The organism is Rhizobium sp. GR12 (assembly GCF_036596185.1).
Taxonomy (GTDB): domain Bacteria; phylum Pseudomonadota; class Alphaproteobacteria; order Rhizobiales; family Rhizobiaceae; genus Agrobacterium; species Agrobacterium nepotum.
In genome coordinates this window covers 33,815-51,892 of sequence record NZ_JASXTH010000010.1, presented here as the reverse complement: position 1 = coordinate 51,892, position 18,078 = coordinate 33,815, and the positions used below count along the sequence as shown (strand labels likewise).

The 18,078-nt window shown below is 58.5% G+C and carries 18 protein-coding genes; 10 read left to right on the top strand and 8 right to left on the bottom strand.

Annotated features, from left to right (window positions below):
- Nucleotides 1–2: 2 nt before the first annotated feature.
- Entirely contained in the window at nt 3–2,039 is a 2,037-nt protein-coding gene (locus QSK43_RS18025; protein ID WP_332304605.1) for a DUF4034 domain-containing protein, read from the top strand.
- Between the two features lie 182 nt (nt 2,040–2,221).
- Here QSK43_RS18025 and QSK43_RS18020 read toward each other — a convergent pair whose 3' ends face one another.
- On the bottom strand, nt 2,222–2,518 hold the full coding sequence (locus QSK43_RS18020) for a hypothetical protein (RefSeq protein ID WP_332304756.1): 297 nt from the start codon (nt 2,516–2,518) through the stop codon (nt 2,222–2,224).
- Here QSK43_RS18020 and QSK43_RS18015 point away from each other — a divergent pair.
- The 5 genes from QSK43_RS18015 (at nt 2,411) to arsH (ending at nt 6,574) form a co-directional block, all read left to right on the top strand.
- Nucleotides 2,411–3,952, top strand: coding sequence for a M48 family metalloprotease (locus tag QSK43_RS18015; RefSeq protein ID WP_332304750.1), 1,542 nt, complete (start codon nt 2,411–2,413; stop codon nt 3,950–3,952). The two genes, QSK43_RS18020 and QSK43_RS18015, sit on opposite strands and share 108 nt — an antisense overlap.
- 82 nt (nt 3,953–4,034) lie before the next feature.
- Nucleotides 4,035–4,388, top strand: a complete 354-nt coding sequence (locus QSK43_RS18010; protein ID WP_045020802.1) for an ArsR/SmtB family transcription factor — start codon at nt 4,035–4,037, stop codon at nt 4,386–4,388.
- On the top strand, nt 4,388–5,446 hold the full coding sequence (arsB, locus tag QSK43_RS18005; protein WP_332304604.1) for an ACR3 family arsenite efflux transporter: 1,059 nt from the start codon (nt 4,388–4,390) through the stop codon (nt 5,444–5,446). The genes QSK43_RS18010 and arsB overlap by 1 nt, the downstream gene beginning before the upstream one ends.
- Before the next feature lie 2 nt (nt 5,447–5,448).
- Nucleotides 5,449–5,871: an arsenate reductase (glutaredoxin) gene (arsC, locus tag QSK43_RS18000; RefSeq protein ID WP_332304603.1), complete on the top strand. Its 423-nt coding sequence runs from the start codon at nt 5,449–5,451 to the stop codon at nt 5,869–5,871.
- The gene (gene arsH / locus QSK43_RS17995; RefSeq protein ID WP_332304749.1) at nt 5,846–6,574 is read left to right on the top strand and encodes an arsenical resistance protein ArsH; all 729 of its coding nucleotides are present in this window, start codon (nt 5,846–5,848) and stop codon (nt 6,572–6,574) included. The genes arsC and arsH overlap by 26 nt, the downstream gene beginning before the upstream one ends.
- 4 nt (nt 6,575–6,578) lie before the next feature.
- Here the strand turns inward: arsH and arsK are convergent, their stop codons facing one another.
- The 6 genes from arsK to QSK43_RS17965 all read right to left on the bottom strand — a co-directional run bounded on the left by arsK (nt 6,579) and on the right by QSK43_RS17965 (nt 12,072).
- Nucleotides 6,579–7,802 (bottom strand): arsenite efflux MFS transporter ArsK, encoded by a 1,224-nt coding sequence (arsK, locus tag QSK43_RS17990; protein WP_332304602.1) that lies wholly within the window; start codon nt 7,800–7,802, stop codon nt 6,579–6,581.
- Nucleotides 7,780–8,151 (bottom strand): ArsR/SmtB family transcription factor, encoded by a 372-nt coding sequence (locus QSK43_RS17985; RefSeq protein ID WP_332304601.1) that lies wholly within the window; start codon nt 8,149–8,151, stop codon nt 7,780–7,782. Before QSK43_RS17985 ends, arsK begins: the two co-directional genes overlap by 23 nt.
- Nucleotides 8,152–8,345: 194 nt before the next feature.
- The gene (locus QSK43_RS17980) at nt 8,346–9,122 is read right to left on the bottom strand and encodes an ABC transporter permease (RefSeq protein WP_332304600.1); all 777 of its coding nucleotides are present in this window, start codon (nt 9,120–9,122) and stop codon (nt 8,346–8,348) included.
- The gene (locus tag QSK43_RS17975) at nt 9,109–9,876 is read right to left on the bottom strand and encodes an ABC transporter ATP-binding protein (protein ID WP_045020883.1); all 768 of its coding nucleotides are present in this window, start codon (nt 9,874–9,876) and stop codon (nt 9,109–9,111) included. The genes QSK43_RS17980 and QSK43_RS17975 overlap by 14 nt, the downstream gene beginning before the upstream one ends.
- Before the next feature lie 63 nt (nt 9,877–9,939).
- Nucleotides 9,940–10,941: an ABC transporter substrate-binding protein gene (locus QSK43_RS17970; RefSeq protein ID WP_332304599.1), complete on the bottom strand. Its 1,002-nt coding sequence runs from the start codon at nt 10,939–10,941 to the stop codon at nt 9,940–9,942.
- A gap of 48 nt (nt 10,942–10,989) precedes the next feature.
- Complete coding sequence (locus QSK43_RS17965; protein ID WP_332304598.1) at nt 10,990–12,072, bottom strand: 4-oxalomesaconate tautomerase; 1,083 nt, start codon at nt 12,070–12,072, stop codon at nt 10,990–10,992.
- Between the two features lie 105 nt (nt 12,073–12,177).
- Here QSK43_RS17965 and QSK43_RS17960 point away from each other — a divergent pair, with 105 nt between their 5' ends.
- A complete protein-coding gene (locus QSK43_RS17960; RefSeq protein ID WP_045020785.1) occupies nt 12,178–13,074 on the top strand; it encodes a LysR family transcriptional regulator in 897 nt (298 codons plus the stop codon).
- 18 nt (nt 13,075–13,092) lie between these two features.
- Here the strand turns inward: QSK43_RS17960 and QSK43_RS17955 are convergent, their stop codons facing one another.
- Nucleotides 13,093–13,767: a DUF2161 domain-containing phosphodiesterase gene (locus QSK43_RS17955; RefSeq protein WP_332304597.1), complete on the bottom strand. Its 675-nt coding sequence runs from the start codon at nt 13,765–13,767 to the stop codon at nt 13,093–13,095.
- A 476-nt stretch (nt 13,768–14,243) separates the two neighbouring features.
- On the opposite strand from QSK43_RS17955, the gene QSK43_RS17950 reads away from it, so the two are divergent.
- From QSK43_RS17950 to QSK43_RS17940, 3 genes are all read left to right on the top strand, one after another.
- Entirely contained in the window at nt 14,244–16,121 is a 1,878-nt protein-coding gene (locus QSK43_RS17950) for a TRAP transporter large permease subunit (protein WP_332304596.1), read from the top strand.
- 65 nt (nt 16,122–16,186) lie between these two features.
- Nucleotides 16,187–17,197, top strand: a complete 1,011-nt coding sequence (locus QSK43_RS17945) for a TRAP transporter substrate-binding protein (protein WP_332304595.1) — start codon at nt 16,187–16,189, stop codon at nt 17,195–17,197.
- Nucleotides 17,198–17,273: 76 nt separating this feature from the next.
- A complete protein-coding gene (locus QSK43_RS17940; RefSeq protein WP_332304594.1) occupies nt 17,274–18,077 on the top strand; it encodes an SDR family NAD(P)-dependent oxidoreductase in 804 nt (267 codons plus the stop codon).
- Nucleotide 18,078: the final 1 nt, after the last annotated feature.

Sequence of the window (18,078 nt, the reverse complement as noted above, 5' to 3'; positions counted from 1 at the left end):
CCATGCAGATCGATACAAACTCACCTCTCCTGCCGCTGGACGGTCCGCAATGGGAGCGGTTCCGCCAGCGGGAAGAGCTGCGAAAGGCGATGCTTGACCGGCGTTTCGATGAAGTCGAGCGCCTGTTGGCAGCGCTTGAGGCGGCTTGGTGGCAGCCCGTTGATCTGGCGGATGACCACTACACTTATCTGGCAACCGATGCTGGAGTGTTCGACTTCGCCAGTGTCGATGCGGCCCTCAGGCTTGAGCTGCTGTATGAATGGAGCCGGACTTATCCGGCCTCCTACCATGCAAGACAAATCACTGGTCAATATTATTTTCGCCGCGCATGCGACATCCGTACGGCAGCCTGGGCAGCCGACGTGGGAAGCGACCAATGGCTTGGCGCCCACATGGCCTGCGCAACCGCAGCCGAACATCTGCTGGAAGCGATGGCCCTTTCAGAGCGGCCGGCTCTCGCAGCCGAAACCATGATGGAGATGAGCCAGTATCTGGGTCAGCCCAACTTTGTCGATGCACTATTTCGTGGCTCGCGCATCGAGAAAACCATGCAGCGCGACGAGTTCGAACCGGATCTTTATGACGCGGCCTGCGCCCAGCTTACCAGACACGAAATAAAGCCACCTGGAATTGTAACCGCGACACTCCCCGCCTCTCTTCCGCCCCTGCAACAGGGAGACGCCGAAAATCCGGGCTATTACTGGCTGCGCTATTGCCTTTCGCTCAAGCCCCGATGGGCCGATATCCTGGCCACCTATGCCCAATATTTGAGCCCGAGATGGGGTGGTGACGAAGGAGAGGTCGAAAAATTCGCCAATGGTCCGTTATGTTCCGCGCTCACCGAGCAGGAACGCAATTCCGTCCGCTGGCCCGGTGTGCATGACGCCTTGACCATTCCCGATTATCCGGAGCCCGGCGATACGCGCGAAATCGCCGCGCGCGAGAAGATCTTCAAGAAGTGGCTGGCGCGGGATCTACCTGATCGCCTGCGTTTCATTTCCCTCGGGAAATACGCCAATTTTACCCACTATTCTCTCAAGGACGATGAACTGGCGCACCAGCGTCACGTCGAATCCGTCCGTTATTGCAGGGCACCGGGAACCTATCCGGCCATTGATGGCCCGTTCCGGGACTTCACCAATCTGATGCTGATCAAGCATCTCGAAGATCACGAGGGCGCCTTCGCAAACGTGTTGCAAACCGCTGTCCGCCGCTTTGATGAGCCGACCATGCTGACCATAGCTGCATTTGCCTGGCAGTTCGGCATGTGGGGTATCAACGCGGACCCGGCCCTTGCCACGCGATTGATCGACCGCGCAGCACAGCTCGAACCGTTCTACGAGCCCGACGAATTTACTCCGATGCACGCTTGCCGGATGATTTGGGATGGCGGATTTCAGAAAGAGTCGACTTATCTCACCCGCGCATTCGCCGAGAGACGCGCCTATTCCGCTGCGGCAAGCATGTATGACATTACAAGGGGATTCCGGCCTGACACCGAGCCGCAATTGCTTGACAGTGGCGAAGCCGATCATTGGCTTGAGCGCGCGGTTGAGGAGGGCGAGCCGGTTGCGCTCTACAATTATGCCTGGCGGCTGGAAAATGTCGATAATCTCGATCTGTCGGTTCGGGAAAATTTCGAACGGGTTCAGGAATATTACCGCGGGGGCCTTGAAGGCGGCGTAGATATGTCTGTCATCCGGCTTGCAAGCGTCGACCGCAGGCACGGAACCGAAGAGGAAAAGCAGCAGGCCGTCGCCTACATGAAATCCCTTGTTGCCCACCATGACGACCACATTGCCGGAGAAGCTTATGGCGAGGTCATCCTGGCTTATAAATATGGCGACGGCGTTCCCAAGAGCGAGTTCATCGCCATGCAATGGTTCGACCGTTACAAGGAACTCTTCCCCGACCATTCGACATTGGACTGGATGGAAACGCAGGTCTATGGATCGACCGGATGGCAAATGGCCGGGCGGGCATTGAGAGCCTTCATCCTCGGCAAGAAGCTTTCAAGCGAACATCTCCCGCCGAAATAAGCGACATCATGGCCAGTCCCGTCCAGTCACCGCGTGAAGGCAGATGGCGAGCTTTGATCTGGCTCGCCTTTGGCGACATGTTTTTGCTCGCCTGCGGCTCTGCGCTGGTCCTGTCGCCTCTTTTGCTTGTGCTGCTGGTGCCTTCGCGGCTTCTGCTGGTGCTTTTTGCCTTGCCGGCGCTGTCATGGTTTTTTTATGGGCTGATGGTCCTGCGCTCCTATGCGACGGTACCGCCGCCACCGGTCTCGGACGGAATATTGCTGGAACCCGGGAAAGTCCCGGCCCTTGCCGTAGAGCTTGAACGACTTCGGCTTGCCTGCGACGCTCCGGCCTTCACGGCCGTCTATATCAATGCCGAGCTTAATGCGTCCATCTATCAGACGGGGTCCCGTGGAGGTCAGCCGAAGCATGTTCTGGTGCTTGGCCTGCCGCTTCTTGGCCTTCTGACGGCAAAGCAGGCCGCCGCCGTCATCGCCCATGAATACGCACATATTTCACGGCAGCACGGTCATTTAGCGCGTTGGGCCTATGTGGCCCGCCAACGCTGGGCGGCACTTGGAAAATTGCATGAACGCAATCACCGGCTGATCACCGCGCCACTCAGATTGTTTCTCTCCTGGTACGTGCCTCGCATGATGCGCGAAACGCTGGAGTTTTCACGTCGTTGCGAGTTTGTTGCCGATGCGCAGGCGATTGCGGTTTGCGGCAGCGATATTGCATTTCAGGCGGAGGTCGCCCTGGCATTGCGGCAAAGGGCCATGTCCAGCCAGTTCTGGCCGGGCATATTTGCGCAGGCGGATAAGAACGATATTGCGCGGGCACGGCCGTTTGTGCAGCTTTTGACGGAGCCGGCGGACAGCCATCCGCGTGACGGCGCCCAGGCATCCGTCTGGCTGCATGAAAGCCTCTGCCAGAAACCGGATATTCACAGCACCCACCCGGTCTTTGCCGAGCGTATCGCCGCGACTGGTTTCGATCCGGCAGAGCCTCTGCCCGATCATCTGCCCTGGCGCCTCGAAGAGACGTCAGCGGCTGCGGATTGGCTGGGGAAACATGCTCAAATCATCGCCGCACAGCTTGATGGCGATTGGCGTAAAAACGCCACGCAAGGCTGGCGCGATGCCAAAGAATGGCATGCACATCAGAAAAGCGAATTCTTAAAGCTGCTGCAACGTCGCGAACAACAGGTGTTTGACGAAGAGGACTGGTTGCAATTGGCGAAACTGGCAGAAAAGTTTGATCGGGCAGGCACCCTTCGAGCCGAGGCGATCGCAGAAGGACTGCGCCATTCGCCAGAAGATGCGGCTTTGCTGCAACTGAAGGCCGACGATCTGGAGCAGGCCGGTGATATTCCCGGAGTAATATCCCTATGGCATCGCATCAGCCAGAATCCGTCTTCCAGCGAATATCAGATCCATCGCCGATTGTGTGAACTCCATTTGCGGGCGGGAGACAAGACGGCGGCAGAACACCATCGGCAGGCTGCCGACCGGTCATGGACGAGCGACGATGCTGGACGGCTGATATTCGAGGGTCTCCATCCTCATGGGATGGATGTGTCCGAACTCGCCTTGTTGCACACCACCCTTCAACCGCTCTTTCAGCATGCGCGCGCCATCTGGCTTTGCCGGGACACGCCGCCTGATGCACTAACCCCGCCGCGATGGTTCCTCTATGTTGCGGCCTATGACAGCTGGTTCATGCGTCTGGTCGGCAGGCTGACTGGAGAGGAAGATTTACAGGCCTCCGCCTGCAGGCGGCTGCTGGACCGTTTGCAGGCGCGGCTGCATCTCCATCCGGAGGTGTATTTTATCGGGCCGGATGATCCGATCCCGGCTCATTGCACGCAAGCCAGCTTGATCGCCCAGGCCGGCACGACCGTTCCGCTTTTCGAGAACCAGACCCCACCGTAAGCCGCCCCCGCGCCGTGGACGATTCCGCCGCTACGCGCGAACGAATAGTTGACTCTCTCAATATTTCCATTAATCTGGATATATGGAACAAGAACAGGCTATTCTCGCTTTGGCAGCGCTCGCGCAGCCGACCCGTCTCGAAACTTTCCGGCTGCTCGTGCGGCACGCACCGGGAGGTCTGCCCGCCGGCGACATTGCGCGCGCACTGGTGGTGCCGCAAAACACCCTGTCCGCCCATCTGAATATTCTCTCCCGCGCCGGCCTCGTATCTTCGCAGCGCCAGAGCAGGATCATCATCTATCGCGCCGAGATAGAACAGCTTCGCGACATGACGCTGTTTCTTCTGAAGGATTGCTGCGGTGGATCGGCAGAGCTTTGCGCGCCACTGATCGCCGAGCTGACGCCGTGCTGTACGCCGCAGGGAAACATTGCCTGATGTCCATGTTCGAACGTTATCTGACCGTCTGGGTGTTTCTGTGCATCATTGCCGGTGTCGCCCTCGGCCATCTGATGCCCGGGTTCTTCCAACTCATTGGCGCAGCAGAGATCGCCAGAGTGAATATTCCGGTCGCTGTCCTTATCTGGCTGATGATCATTCCAATGTTGCTGAAGATCGATTTCCGCTCTCTCGCGCAGGTCGGCAGCTACTGGCGCGGTATCGGCGTCACGCTGTTCATCAACTGGGCCGTCAAGCCGTTTTCGATGGCGCTGCTGGGCTGGCTGTTTATCGGCTGGCTGTTTCGCCCCTATCTTCCCGCCGACCAGATCGACTCCTACATCGCCGGACTGATCATCCTCGCCGCAGCGCCCTGCACGGCCATGGTCTTCGTCTGGAGCAACCTGACACGCGGCGAGCCACTGTTCACGCTCTCGCAGGTCGCACTTAACGACGCGATCATGGTCGTCGCCTTCGCTCCGATTGTCGGCCTGCTACTTGGCCTGTCGGCGATCACCGTTCCATGGGACACGCTTGTTCTCTCCGTTGCCCTTTATATCGCCGTGCCGGTCATCCTGGCGCAGCTTATCCGGCAACGGTTGATGGCTGACGGAACGTCGGGGAGGCTGGATCGAATTCTTGCAAGATTGCAGCCGGTTTCGCTGGTGGCGCTGCTTACAACGCTGGTTCTTCTCTTCGCCTTCCAGGGCGAGCAGATCATTGCCCAGCCGGCCGTCATCGGCTTGCTCGCCATCCCGATTCTGATTCAGGTCTACCTGAATTCCGGGCTCGCCTATCTTCTGAATCGCATGGCGGGCGAACGGCATTGTGTCGCCGGTCCTTCCGCCTTGATCGGCGCCAGCAACTTCTTCGAACTGGCAGTCGCGGCCGCCATCAGCCTGTTCGGCTTTCAGTCAGGCGCGGCACTGGCGACCGTTGTCGGTGTCCTCATCGAGGTCCCGGTCATGCTCTCGGTCGTCTGGATCGTGAACCGCTCGAAGGATTGGTATGAGGCCGCCCCGGCCGTTTCCCGAGCGACAATCACCGAAGGGCAATGAGCATGGATATCACCATCTATCATAACCCCTCCTGCGGGACGTCCCGCAACACGCTGGCGTTGATCCGTGCCGCCGGGATAGAGCCGACCGTGATCGAGTATCTGCAGGAGCCACCGACACGCGAGCAACTCGCAAGGATGATTTCGGATGCCGGCCTGACCGTTCGGGAGGCCATCCGCGAGAAAGGCACGCCCTATGCCGAACTCAGTCTCGACAAGCCGGACCTGACCGATGAACAGTTGCTCGACGCCATGATCGGAACGCCGATCCTCATCAATCGCCCCTTTGTCGTGACGCCGCTCGGCACCAGGCTCGCCCGACCTTCCGAGGCCGTGCTCGATATCCTGCCCGATACCTTCAAAGGGCCATTTTCCAAAGAGGACGGCGAGCAGGTCCTGGATCAGGAAGGAAAGCGCATTGCCTGACACCTTTCCCGCGCTCAAGGGCCAGCATCTGCATGCGATTGATCTCGACGCTCTCCGCCCGGCATTCTCGACGCACAAGCCCCGCATCCTGATCCTCTACGGCTCGCTGCGAGAGGTGTCCTACAGCCGTCTGCTTGCGTTCGAAACGGGACGGCTGCTCGAACGGCTCGGATGCGATGTTCGGATATTCGATCCCAGGGGGATGCCGCTTCCGGACGAGGCACCTGTCAGTCATCCGAAGGTGCAGGAACTGCGCGACCTTTCCCAATGGTCGGAAGGGCAGGTCTGGGTAAGCCCGGAACGCCACGGGGCGATGACGGGAGTCATGAAGTCGCAGATCGACTGGATACCGCTTTCGGTCGGCTCCGTGCGCCCGACGCAGGGAAAGGCCCTTGCGGTCATGGAAGTCTCCGGCGGAAGCCAGTCCTTCAATGCCGTGAACCAGATGCGCATTCTCGGCCGCTGGATGCGGATGATCACAATCCCCAATCAGTCCTCGGTCGCGAAAGCGTTTCAGGAATTCGATGTGGATGGTCGAATGAAGCCGTCGTCCTATTACGACCGGGTTGTGGACGTTTGCGAAGAGTTGGTGAAGTTCACCATCCTCACGCGTGATGCCTCGTCATATCTGACCGACCGATACAGTGAGCGGAAAGAAGAGGCGGCCGAGCTTGAGAAGCGGGTCTCGTTGAAGTCGATCTGACGGATCAAACCGTCGCAGTGGCGGGTTGCCGTGAGGATGCCGCCACCGCAACGAATGCCGCTATGCCGATTGCACCGAGACAGGCATTCGCAGCGAGCGCAAAGGTGATGCCTAAATTCTCCGTCGCTGCTGCAAAAACGAACGGCGCTCCGGCGCCCACCGCCAGTCGAGCGGCGGCCATCTTGCCCGTGATCGCGCCATAACCATCCGATCCGAACAGGTGGAGCGGCAGGCTTCCCTGCGCAATACTATTGATGCCGGATCCGAGCCCCAGGCAGATCGCGAAGGCAACCGCTCCCAGCAACCAGTTGCCTGCCATCAGCAGGACCAATACGCCGGTGACGATCAGGATCGCGGAAAGGACGGCAAGCGCTGGCGGCGACAGGCTTTTACCAAACACCATATTGATTAGTCGGCTTAACACCTGGGCTGGGCCGAAGAGCGACCCGATCACGACCGCAGCGGCGCCGAGCCCGATCGAACCGAGCATTGGCACCATATGCGCCAGCATGGCCGAAAGAGAAAAGCCCAGCATGGCGAAGGCAAACGACACCAGGATCATGCCGCGCCGGCGCGCATGGACAGGAAGCGCGCCGATCACCGTCTCACGCGTTCGGATAGTGGAATCCGCGTCCGTCCCTGTTTTTCCGACGCGCATGATCCAGTAGTGGAGCGGCATGCAGAGAAAAAGGTTCAGTCCAGCGAAGACAAGGTAAATCTCGCGCCACGACAGATATCCGGTAAGCGCAGCCGATATCGGCCAGAAGATTGTCGAGGCGAAACCGCCGATCAGGGTCAGGTAGGTGATGCTGCGGGACGCCGTTCGGGGATTGCTTTCGACCAGCGATGCAAATGCCGCCTGATATTGCACCATTCCGGACGATATCTCGAGCAGAATGATGGCAATGGCGAAGATTGCGACCGACGGCGACCAGGCGCAGAGCGCCAGCGTCAGGGAAGCGAGGACCGAGCCGATCGTCATCACCGTGGCGGCTCCCAACCGATCCATCTGCCTGCCGATGTAGGTTGCCGAGAGACCCCCGATGAACAGGGACGCGGAGAAGATGCCAAATACCTCGGCCAATGTCAGGCCGAGATCCTTCGCCATGCCGGGAGCAAGAATGCTGAAGCTGTAATAGAGGGTGCCGTAGCCGATGATCTGTGTGAGGCCGAGTGCGGAGACGATGCCCGCAGGCATTTTCGAATTATACAACGATATTGTCCCCATCGGTCAAAGCACCAGCCGGACTGGAGCATCCATCGCTCCGCTCGACATTTTCGCGGATTTCCGGATGGCCGGCACAGCAGTCTTCCATCAGGAATTTTATGAGCTCGGCCAATGTCGCGTAGCTGGCGCTATACAGGATCGAGCGCGACATGCGTCTTTGGGAGATGAGACCCGAACGCTCCAGTTCCTTGAGATGGAAAGACACGTTCGTCGCCGAGACGCCCATGCGCTCGGCAATGATGCCGGCGGCCAACCCCTCGGGCCCGGCTACGACCAGGGCTCGAACTATGGCGAGGCGCGTCTCCTGAGAAAGGGCGGCGAATGATGAAAGGGCCTGGCGCTCATCCATAGTTCAATAATCCTTGAATTATTGTATGGAGAGATAACGCAAACGGGTGCGATGGACAAGGATAGCGGCCGATAGATTCGCGGCGGAATTGACCGTGCGGCCTGGGGAGCCATCGGGAGGCGACGCCTGATCATTTCATGAAAACGGGGGCGACCGATTGGCCGCCCCCGTTTGATGTGAGATCGCAGGAAATCCTAGGCAGACCGCTCTTCGCCCGCATTCGGCCTCCATGTGATCAGTCTTTTCTCCACGATATCGAGAATGAGGTCGATGACGAGAACAAATACCGCGAGAATGATGATCCCGGCGAAAACGCCTACTGCATCGAAATTCCCTTCGGAACGGGCGATCAGGTAACCGAGGCCTGCGGAAGCTCCGAGATATTCCCCGATGATGGCGCCTACGACCGCAAATCCAACGGATGTGCGCAGCGACGACAGGATCCAGCTCGCAGCCGCCGGAAAATACACATGACGCAGCAGATCCGAGCGCTTTGCGCCAAGAATGCGCGTGTTGGAGAGCACGACCGGGTTTACTTCGCGCACGCCCTGCATGGCGTTGAAGAAAGTGATGAAGAAGACGAGCGTGACCGCAAGTGCGACCTTGGACCAGAGGCCAAGCCCCAGCCAGAGGACGAAAATGGGAGCCAGGACGACACGCGGAATGGCGTTCACGGCTTTGATGAACGGATCCAGCACGCGGGCCACAAACGGGCTGAGACCCAGCCAGACACCGGCGCCGACGCCGAGACCAGTGCCGATGAGATAACCAAGAACCGTTTCGGTCAAGGTGATGCCGACATGTTTGTAAAAGCCGGCATCGGCAACCCAGGTGATGACCTGTTTGACGATATCGAAAGGCGCCGGGAAGAAGAAGCGATCGATTGCTCCCGAGCTCACTCCGAGTTGCCATCCACCGAGGAGCACGACCAGAAGCCCGACCTGAATGATGCGAACATTAACGGCTTGCATAGCTTTTCTCCACTTCGCCGCGCAGGGATGCCCATATATCGCGATACAGGGTCATGAATTTCGGATCGAGTTTGATTTCAGCCACGTTGCGAGGCCGCTCCAGATCAACCGGGAAGCTTTCGATAACGCGGCTCTTGGGGCCGGCGGCAAGGACGACAACCCGGTCTCCGAGCGCGATCGCCTCTTCGAGATCGTGGGTGATCATCACCACCGCACGACGGTCCTCCTGCCACAGCCGCAGCAACTCGTTCTGCATCAGGTGGCGGGTGTGGATATCGAGCGCGGAGAAGGGCTCGTCCATCAGGATCACCTTCGGCTCGGTAATAAGCGCTTGCGCCATCTGAACGCGTTTGCGCTGTCCGCCCGAGAGCTGATGCGGAAAGCGTTCTTCGAACCCTTTCAATCCGACCTTTACCAGCCAGGCCAGAACTTTGGCGCGTCGCTCACTCTCGGGTACGCCTCGAAACATCAGGCCAAGCTCGACATTCTGATACGCGGTCTTCCAGGGAAGCAGCGCGTCCTGCTGGAAAAGATATCCGATGTTGTTCTGCACGCCTTGGACGTCCGAGCCGTCGATGGAGACCTTTCCCTGCGCCGGCTTCAGCAACCCCGCAATGGCGTTGAGGATAGTCGATTTTCCACATCCGGTGGGACCGACGATTGAGAGGAACTCGCCATCGCCGACTTTAAGGTTCACATCCTCGACAGCGACGAACGCACCAAAGGCCATGGTTACGTTCTCGATTGCCACCATCGGCTGCGGTTTGACGTCTGCCACGGGCTCTAACTTTCTAACAGGTGATGACATTGGAAGTCCTCAGTTTACGCCCGTCGAAGCCACAGCCTCGACGAACTTATTAGTGTAGGTCGTGTTGAGGTCGATCGTCGCCTTTGCGACCGCTTCGTTGAAGCTTTTCAGCACCGCCAATGGCGTTTCCAGATCGGCAGGTTCGAACTTTCCGTCTTCGGAGAAGATCGCCTTGGCTGCCTCGACAGCCTTGATGTAGGTCTGCTTGTCACCGGACACGAAGTCGTCGGGAAGCTTCTCGACAATTTCCTCCGCCGAATGCTCCTTCATCCAGTGCAGCGCCTTCACGGTTGCGTTGGTGACCTTCTGGATCACCTCAGGATGAGCATCGATATATTCCTGGGTCGCATACAGAACGGAGGTCGGATAGATGCCGCCATACACATCCTTGGCGCCCTGATCGCTGCGTGCATCGATCAAGATCTTGCCCAAGCCGCGCTCAACCACGATCGTCGCAGCCGGGTCGTAATTTACCAGCAGATCGATCTTGCCCTGCTGCAGGGCGGCAACAGCCGCAGCGCCCGAGCCAACCCCGATGATGGAAATGTCGTTGTCGCTCAGATTGTGCTGCTTCATGTAATAACGAATGAAGAAATCGGACGATGAACCCGGGGACGTGATACCGACATTTTTGCCCTTGATGGTTTCGGGTTTTGCCGGATCGAAATCCGTGTCGTTCTTTCCGGCAAGAACCAGCCCGGAATTGCGGGCAAGCTGAACGAAGCCGACAACGTGCTTGTTCTGGGACTGCATCTGGATCGTGTGGTCGTAGAAACCGACGGCTACGTCCGTCGACCCTGCGACAAGCGCCTGCAGAACTTTCGACCCCCCTTGGGCGAAGTTCTCCGTCGTCACGTCAAGACCCTCGTCCTTGTAGAAGCCGAGGCTTGCCGCCACGGGAAAAGGCAGATTGTTGAGGTTATACGAACCAACACTCATTCTTACGGATTCTGCATTTGCCGATGCGGCCAGCGCACAGAGCGCCGCTGTTGCAAGCAAGTATTTACGCATGAGGGTCTCCTCCCAGTTTCACTATGTTTTGAGCCACTATGGCTTTGTCTAAGCTGCGTCTTCAATCGCAGCGGATGGTTTTGCGAAGGCGAAACCTTCGAAAAGTCTGCGTGCCGTTCTCACAAGCCCCGCTGTTATCGCTCCGTCCCGCACCTCCAGCTGCACGTCGAGCCGACCGGCAGGATGCTCGATGGAGATCTTGGTCGGTATAGAACGACGTCCCGCCTGGTCGAATGCGACGGAGTTTTCCGTCACCGCCGCGGTTGCTATTCCCACAGCGCCCGTCGTCGCCAGCGCGGGATGGCACTCATTGGGCATGAAGTATCGGACGGACAGCGTGCCGCCTTTGCGGGCCGGCGCTATGAGCACGGGTTTTGGTATGACCATATCCGACACATCCCCCATCCCCATCAGTCTGCCTGCCTGAATACGTATGCGGGTCATCCGTTCAATGAGATCACTGTTGGCAGTCAGCACCTGCGGATCCTCGTATCCCGTGACGCCGAGATCCGTCGCCCGCATCAGGACCATCGGAATAGCGCAATCTATGGCTGTCACATCTACTCCCTCGATCGTGTCGACGGGGTTTCCCGTGGGCAGCAGTCTTCCGGTTTTCGCCCCTGCGGCATCCACGAAAGTCAGGGCGATCGGGGCAGCCAGACCCGGAACGCCATCGATGGATGCGTCTCCAAGATAAATCACCTCGCGACCCCGCGTCGGCACTTTCGCTTCGATCAGTTTTCCGGTGTTCACGTTGTGGATGCGAACCACGGTATCGTTCCCATGGGCCTCGACAAGTCCCGCCTCGATTGCGAAGGGTCCAACTGCGGCCAGCATATTTCCGCAGTTGGGCGAATAGTCGACATACTGCCGGTCGGTGCGAACCTGGGCGAATAGATAGTCGATGTCAGCGCCTTCGACCGTCGACGGCCCGATGATCGCGACTTTCGAGGTGACCGGATTGCCCCCTCCTATACCGTCGATCTGAAGCGGATGGCCGGACCCCATGATGGACAAAAGTGCGGCATCTCGCTGTGCTCGATCGCTCGGAAGATCGGATGCAAGAAAGAACGGTCCACGAGACGTTCCGCCGCGCATCAGCACACAGGGTATCTTCAATAGATCGTTCATTGGCCGCCTCAATCTTGCATTTGGTGGATCAATCCGCCTTGTTGTTGCAATATGCGCAAAAGAAGCTAATCTGTTAAATGCAATGTTTGGAGGTATTATTGCGATATGAGCATCAATTGCGAAATCCTGGATCTGCGGGCTTTTCAAGCGGTGGTTGAGTTGGAGAGCTTTCACAGGGCCGCGGAAACGCTCCATATTTCGCAGCCGGCGCTTACCCGGCGTATTCAGAAACTGGAACAGGCCATTGGCGCGCCGCTTCTGGAGAGGACCACCCGACATGTCGCGCCGACGGCCATGGGTCAGGAGGTCATGCCGCTCGTCCGGCGCATGCTGGAGGAGTTCGACGGCTCGCTTTTTGCGATGAAGGACGGCGCGCAACGACGCGGTCTCATTACGATGGCATGCGTTCCCACCGCGGCGTTTTATTTTCTTCCCACCGTGATCAAAACCTTTGGCAAGCAATATCCGCATATCCGGCTACGTATCAGAGACCTCACGGCAAACGAGGGCCTGCAAGCGGTTGCGAGAGGCGAGGTGGAATTCGGCATAAACCTGATGGGCAACTCTGATCCCGACCTGGCGTTCGAGCCGCTCATCGATGACCCATTTGTGCTGGCGATGCGGAAAGATCATCCTTTGGCCGCTTTCGAAACGATCCAGTGGGATCAATTGGAGCCCTACCCCTTGGTTGTCGTCGACCGTTCCAGCGGCAACAGGACGCTTCTCGATGGGGCGCTCGCGCGTCACAATCTAAAGCTGAATTGGTTTTATGAAGTGACCCATCTCAATACCTCGCTCGGCCTCGTGGAGGCGGGTCTTGGGATTTCCGTCCTACCGCGATTGGCAACCCCGCAGGACGATCACCCGTTCCTCGTCTCACGGCCGATCGTAAATCCTGTGGTCTCCCGAACGATCGGTATCGTGCAAAGGCGAAGCAGCGCTCTGTCTCCAGCTGCTGAAAAGTTCGTCGGGATGTTGCTTGAGACCTGGAAAACTCAGTGACCGAAGACCCCTGCCGGTTTACACTTGTAGAAATTGGGGGAAGTCCTGCTGCGGCCATCGCTGCATTGCTTCCCGTCCGGCGTCGGTCAAGCCATAAACCCCTCTATCGAGACGCTCAAACCAGCCATAGACGTTCGCAAGCAAAATCTTTCCGGCATCCGGTACGCTGGATCTGATTTGACGCACGCGCATAGGCCCTGATGCCAGCGCCAAAGCGCAGCCTAGCGCCTGCTGGCGGTACGCGGTCATGATCGGCGTGCGCGTGCTCCCACCAGCCGTCGGATCGCCGTGTCGCCTCTGGTGTTCACGTACCAGCCTCGTACGCCGTTTTGGATTGGTTCGTGGCATCGGTGATACGGAACTGACGATAACGCTGACGTCGCCAGTATCGGAAATGCCGAGCATACCGATCCCGAGCCTGCGGCAGAGATCGCGATAACGTTTGTCAGTCTCGCGGCCTTTGCCCCTGGCTGAGACTCGAGCCGCGATCCAGACCTCGTCTGCGATAGCTGCGCGATCGACGGCCTGCAAAATGAGCTCAAGATTGAAGCTCAGCTTCAGCTCACAGATCACGACCACAGGTGGATCGCCATCGCTCAAGCCGACGAGGTCGCAACTGCCAACTTCGCCTTTGACGGTATAGCCCGCCTTCTCAAGAAAGCCTTTGACCGGCAAATAAAGCGAAGTTTCCATGTGCCCGCAGGTTTAAGTGAAGATCCGGCCCCTGAATACATTGATCCACCAGCTCAGGACAACAGCCATTATAGCCGCCGATGCGGTTAAGCGATCGCCTGTAGAGGCATACGCAATACCTCCCTACAGGGAGCGGCTCCGAGTTTGGTGGCCCCTTGCCGCGTCGCCATCGTCGGTGGTTTGCGGGTGCTATCATGTGCGATCCACTATATGGACCTATAAACGAGCAACTTAAACTTCGTAATACCGCCTTATTACAGTTGATTTTGTCAATTTTTCTGTGTATCCCGAATATATGATTTTGTAATGGTCCATATTGTGGAGGCAATATACCGATAGTTCCAGACTTGTGGAGGGTCTGGCCGGTCTGGCAATGGCAGATATATCCTGATGCGGCGACCACGACCGTGGCGCGGGCGTGGACATACTGTTTTGCTGGCCATTGCGAAGGTTGTTCTGCGGGAGAGGAGGCCCCAATGACCATGACCGCAAACGCGAATGACGACGTATTTGTACTTGATGGCGAGCTGCTGCACACGGGGCCGGTAACAGGCTCGCGGTTCATGCGACCTGTCGAGGCCGTGGCAGCCGTGTTGTTGGCGGTGATGATCGGCCTGCTTCTGCTGGGCGTGACATCACGTTATGCCCTGCATCTGCCTATCGTCTGGATCGACGAAGCGGCGTCGATGAGTTTCCTGTGGTTTGCCATGCTGGGCGCGGCCATTGCCATTGATCGCAGCGAACACCTGCGTCTGACGCTGTTTCTCAACATGTTTCCGCAGCGTTTCCTCGGTTATATCAATTCGCTGGCGCTGGTGCTGATGGCGACATTTCTGGGCGCCATTATCAAACCCGCCATCGAATATGCCATTGAGGAATGGGTCGTCACCTCGGCGGCGCTGAATATTCCCATGACCTTCCGCGCGGCCGCGCTGCCATTCGGCGCCTGTCTGATGCTGCTGCTGGTCATCAACAATCTTTTCCGCAGGGAAAGAGCGCGGGATATCGTCGTCGCCGTTGTTACCGTTGCGGTCGCCGCCGGCCTCCTGTTTCTGGCGTCACCGACGCTGGAAACCCTGGGCAACTTCAATCTGGCGATCTTTCTCGGCCTGTTCGTTGCGGTGTTTCTGGCGCTGGGCGTGCCGATTGCCTTCTGTTTCGGCCTTGGAACACTGTCCTATCTGACCTTCACCACCTGGGTTCCGATGATCGTCATGGTCGGGCGTATGGATGAGGGCATGTCAGGCATCATTCTGCTGTCGGTGCCGATCTTCGTGCTGCTGGGCTGCGTGCTCGATGCCACGGGCATGGGCAAGGCGATTGTCGAACTCCTGTCCTCGATGTTTGGTCACATTCGCGCGGGCATGTCCTATGTCCTGCTCGGCTCGCTGTTTCTGGTGTCGGGCATCTCCGGCTCCAAGGTCTCGGATATGGCAACGGTCGCACCGGCGCTGTTTCCGGAAATGAAGCGCCGTGGCCACAAGCCCAAGGAAATGATTGCGCTTCTGGCCACCGGTGCTGCCATGGCCGATACAGTTCCGCCGTCCATCGTGCTCATCGTGCTTGGCTCTGCCGCCGGCGTATCAATTGCCGGGCTGTTCACCTCCGGCTTCATGATTGCCATGGTGCTGCTGCTGGTGCTGGCCGTGCTGGCCCGCTGGAAAGCGCGCGGTGAAAATATGGAAGGGGCGAAGCGCACCCCATGGCCGCTGGTGGGCAAGGCAGCGCTGGTTGCAGCGCCAGCACTTGTTCTGCCTTTCCTGATCCGCAGCCTGGTGGGCGGCGGCGTGGCAACGGCCACCGAAGTTTCCACCATTGCCGTGCTCTATGCGATGATTGTCGGCGCCGTGCTTTATGGCGGCATCAGCCTGAAAAAACTCTACTCCATGCTGGTGGAAACGGCCGCCCTTTCCGGCGCAATTCTGCTGATCCTCGGTTGCGCCTCTGCCATGGCATGGGGGCTGACGCAGAGCGGTTTCGCCTTCGAGCTAACCGCGATGATCACCGATCTGCCGGGCGGATGGATGACCTATATGGTCGTGTCGATCCTGATCTTTATGATCCTCGGCTGCGTGCTGGAAGGTCTGCCGGCGATTGTTCTGCTGGCGCCGATCATGTTCCCAATTGCCCGCACGCTTGGCATCAACGACATCCATTATTCGATGGTCGTGGTGGTCGCCATGAACATCGGTCTGATGGCGCCGCCTATCGGCATCGGCTTCTACATCGCCTGCAAGATCGGCAATGTTTCGCCCGATGAAGCCATGGGCGCTATCTGGCCGTATCTCGCAGCCATGGTCATCGGCCTGCTGCTGATTGCCGGGATTCCGAGCCTGTCGACAATTCTGCTCTGATACCATGGCGGGTCCGCCCGCCATGCCGACTAACGACAAATGCTTTTACTTGGGAGGAGAAAGCAATGATTATCAACAGACGTACCATGCTGGCCGGTGCCGGTTCTGCCGTTCTTGCCACCGCTTTCGTATCGCGCGCCCGCGCCGCTGAATTCAGCTATAAATACGCCAACAACCTGCCCGCCGCACACCCCATGAACATCCGCGCCAAGGAAGCGGCCGATCGTATCGAGAAAGAAACCGACGGGCGCGTGAATATCAAGATTTTCCCCAGCAGCCAGTTGGGCGCCGATACCGACATGCTGAGCCAGGTGCGTTCGGGCGGCGTTGAATTCTTCACACTTTCGCCGCTGATCCTGTCGACGCTGGTGCCAAACGCGTCCATCAGCGGCATCGGCTTCGCTTTCCCGAATTACGACTCGGTTTGGGCGGCCATGGATGGCGATCTCGGCAAATATGTGCGTGGCGAAATTGCCAAGCAGAACCTCATTGCCATGGATACCATCTGGGATAACGGCTTCCGCCAGATCACCAGCTCATCCAAGCCGATTGCCACACCAGCCGATCTCGAAAGCTTCAAGATCCGCGTGCCGGTCAGCCCGCTCTGGACCTCGATGTTCAAGGCCTTCAAGTCGGCACCCGCCTCGATCAATTTCGCTGAAGTCTACACCGCCTTGCAGACCGGCGTAGTCGATGGCCAGGAAAATCCGCTGGCGATCATTTCCACTGCCAAGCTGTTCGAAGTGCAGAAATTCTGCTCGGTCACCAACCACATGTGGGATGGCTTCTGGTTCCTGGCCAATAAGCGCGCCTGGGAGCGTCTGCCGGATGATCTGCGCACCATCGTTGCCAAAAACCTCAATCAGGCGGGCAAGGATGAGCGGGCCGACGTGGCAAAGCTCAATGCCTCGGTGAAGGAAGATCTGATTGGCAAGGGCATGACCTTCAACGACACCGACGCCGCACTCTTCCGCGCAGCGCTCAAGGACGCCGGTTTCTACTCCGAATGGAAGGGCAAATATGGCGATGAAGCCTGGGCTATTCTCGAAAAGGCCGTTGGCGCCAGCCTGACCTGATCGGTCCGCCGAATAACTGGCCCCGCCTCTGGCGGGGCAGACCTTACTATTTTTGACGATTGTAATGGAGACTGTTTTGACAGGTCGCCTGACGGGAAAACGCGCCATCGTTTTTGGTGCCGGATCATCGGGTCCGGGTTTCGGCAATGGCAAGGCTGCGGCCGTGCAGTTCGCCCGCGAAGGCGCGCGCGTCGCTTGCATCGACCTTTCCGCAGACGCGGCTGAAGAAACGGCGCGGATCATTCGCGACGAAGGTTTCGATGCGATTGCGGTTGCCGCCGACGTCACCAGGCTCGATTCCGTATCATCTGCCGTCGTCCAAACCTGCGACGCTTTTGGCGGCATCGATATTCTGCACAACAATGTCGGTGTGACCCATATGGGCGGGCCGGTTGAGCTGGACGAGGAACACTTTCGGGCCTCGGTCGATCTCAATATCGGCTCTGTCTACCGCGCCACCAAGGCGGTGCTGCCGGTGATGCTGGCGCAGGGCGGCGGGGCCATCGTCAACATCTCTTCCCTCGCCTCGATCCGGTGGACCGGATATCCCTATTTTGCCTATTACGCGATGAAAGCAGCCGTAAATCAGGCGACCGTTGCACTGGCCATGCAATATGCCCGCCAGGGCATTCGCGCCAACTGCATTCTGCCGGGCATGATCGATACGCCGCTGATCTACAAGCAGATCAGCAGCCAATATTCGTCGGTCGAGGAGATGGTGGCGGCGCGCAATGCAGCAGTGCCGGTTGGCCGCATGGGCGATGCCTTCGACATTGCACGGGCCGCCGCCTTTCTGGCTTCAGATGAGGCGAAGTTCATAACCGGCGTCTGCCTGCCGGTCGATGGCGGGCAAAGCTGTGCGGTGGGGGCGTTTTCCTGAT

Coding starts and splice junctions, on each gene's coding strand:
- QSK43_RS18025 (WP_332304605.1), top strand. CDS start 3: ATGCAGATCGATACAAACTCACCTCTCCTGCCGCTGGACGGTCCGCAA.
- arsB (WP_332304604.1), top strand. CDS start 4,388: ATGTCCATGTTCGAACGTTATCTGACCGTCTGGGTGTTTCTGTGCATC.
- QSK43_RS17965 (WP_332304598.1), bottom strand. CDS start 12,072: ATGAACGATCTATTGAAGATACCCTGTGTGCTGATGCGCGGCGGAACG.
- QSK43_RS17985 (WP_332304601.1), bottom strand. CDS start 8,151: ATGGATGAGCGCCAGGCCCTTTCATCATTCGCCGCCCTTTCTCAGGAG.
- QSK43_RS17960 (WP_045020785.1), top strand. CDS start 12,178: ATGAGCATCAATTGCGAAATCCTGGATCTGCGGGCTTTTCAAGCGGTG.
- QSK43_RS17945 (WP_332304595.1), top strand. CDS start 16,187: ATGATTATCAACAGACGTACCATGCTGGCCGGTGCCGGTTCTGCCGTT.
- QSK43_RS17950 (WP_332304596.1), top strand. CDS start 14,244: ATGACCATGACCGCAAACGCGAATGACGACGTATTTGTACTTGATGGC.
- arsC (WP_332304603.1), top strand. CDS start 5,449: ATGGATATCACCATCTATCATAACCCCTCCTGCGGGACGTCCCGCAAC.
- QSK43_RS18020 (WP_332304756.1), bottom strand. CDS start 2,518: ATGGGCGATGACGGCGGCGGCCTGCTTTGCCGTCAGAAGGCCAAGAAG.
- QSK43_RS17970 (WP_332304599.1), bottom strand. CDS start 10,941: ATGCGTAAATACTTGCTTGCAACAGCGGCGCTCTGTGCGCTGGCCGCA.
- arsK (WP_332304602.1), bottom strand. CDS start 7,802: ATGGGGACAATATCGTTGTATAATTCGAAAATGCCTGCGGGCATCGTC.
- QSK43_RS17975 (WP_045020883.1), bottom strand. CDS start 9,876: ATGGTGGCAATCGAGAACGTAACCATGGCCTTTGGTGCGTTCGTCGCT.
- QSK43_RS17980 (WP_332304600.1), bottom strand. CDS start 9,122: ATGCAAGCCGTTAATGTTCGCATCATTCAGGTCGGGCTTCTGGTCGTG.
- QSK43_RS18010 (WP_045020802.1), top strand. CDS start 4,035: ATGGAACAAGAACAGGCTATTCTCGCTTTGGCAGCGCTCGCGCAGCCG.
- QSK43_RS17955 (WP_332304597.1), bottom strand. CDS start 13,767: ATGGAAACTTCGCTTTATTTGCCGGTCAAAGGCTTTCTTGAGAAGGCG.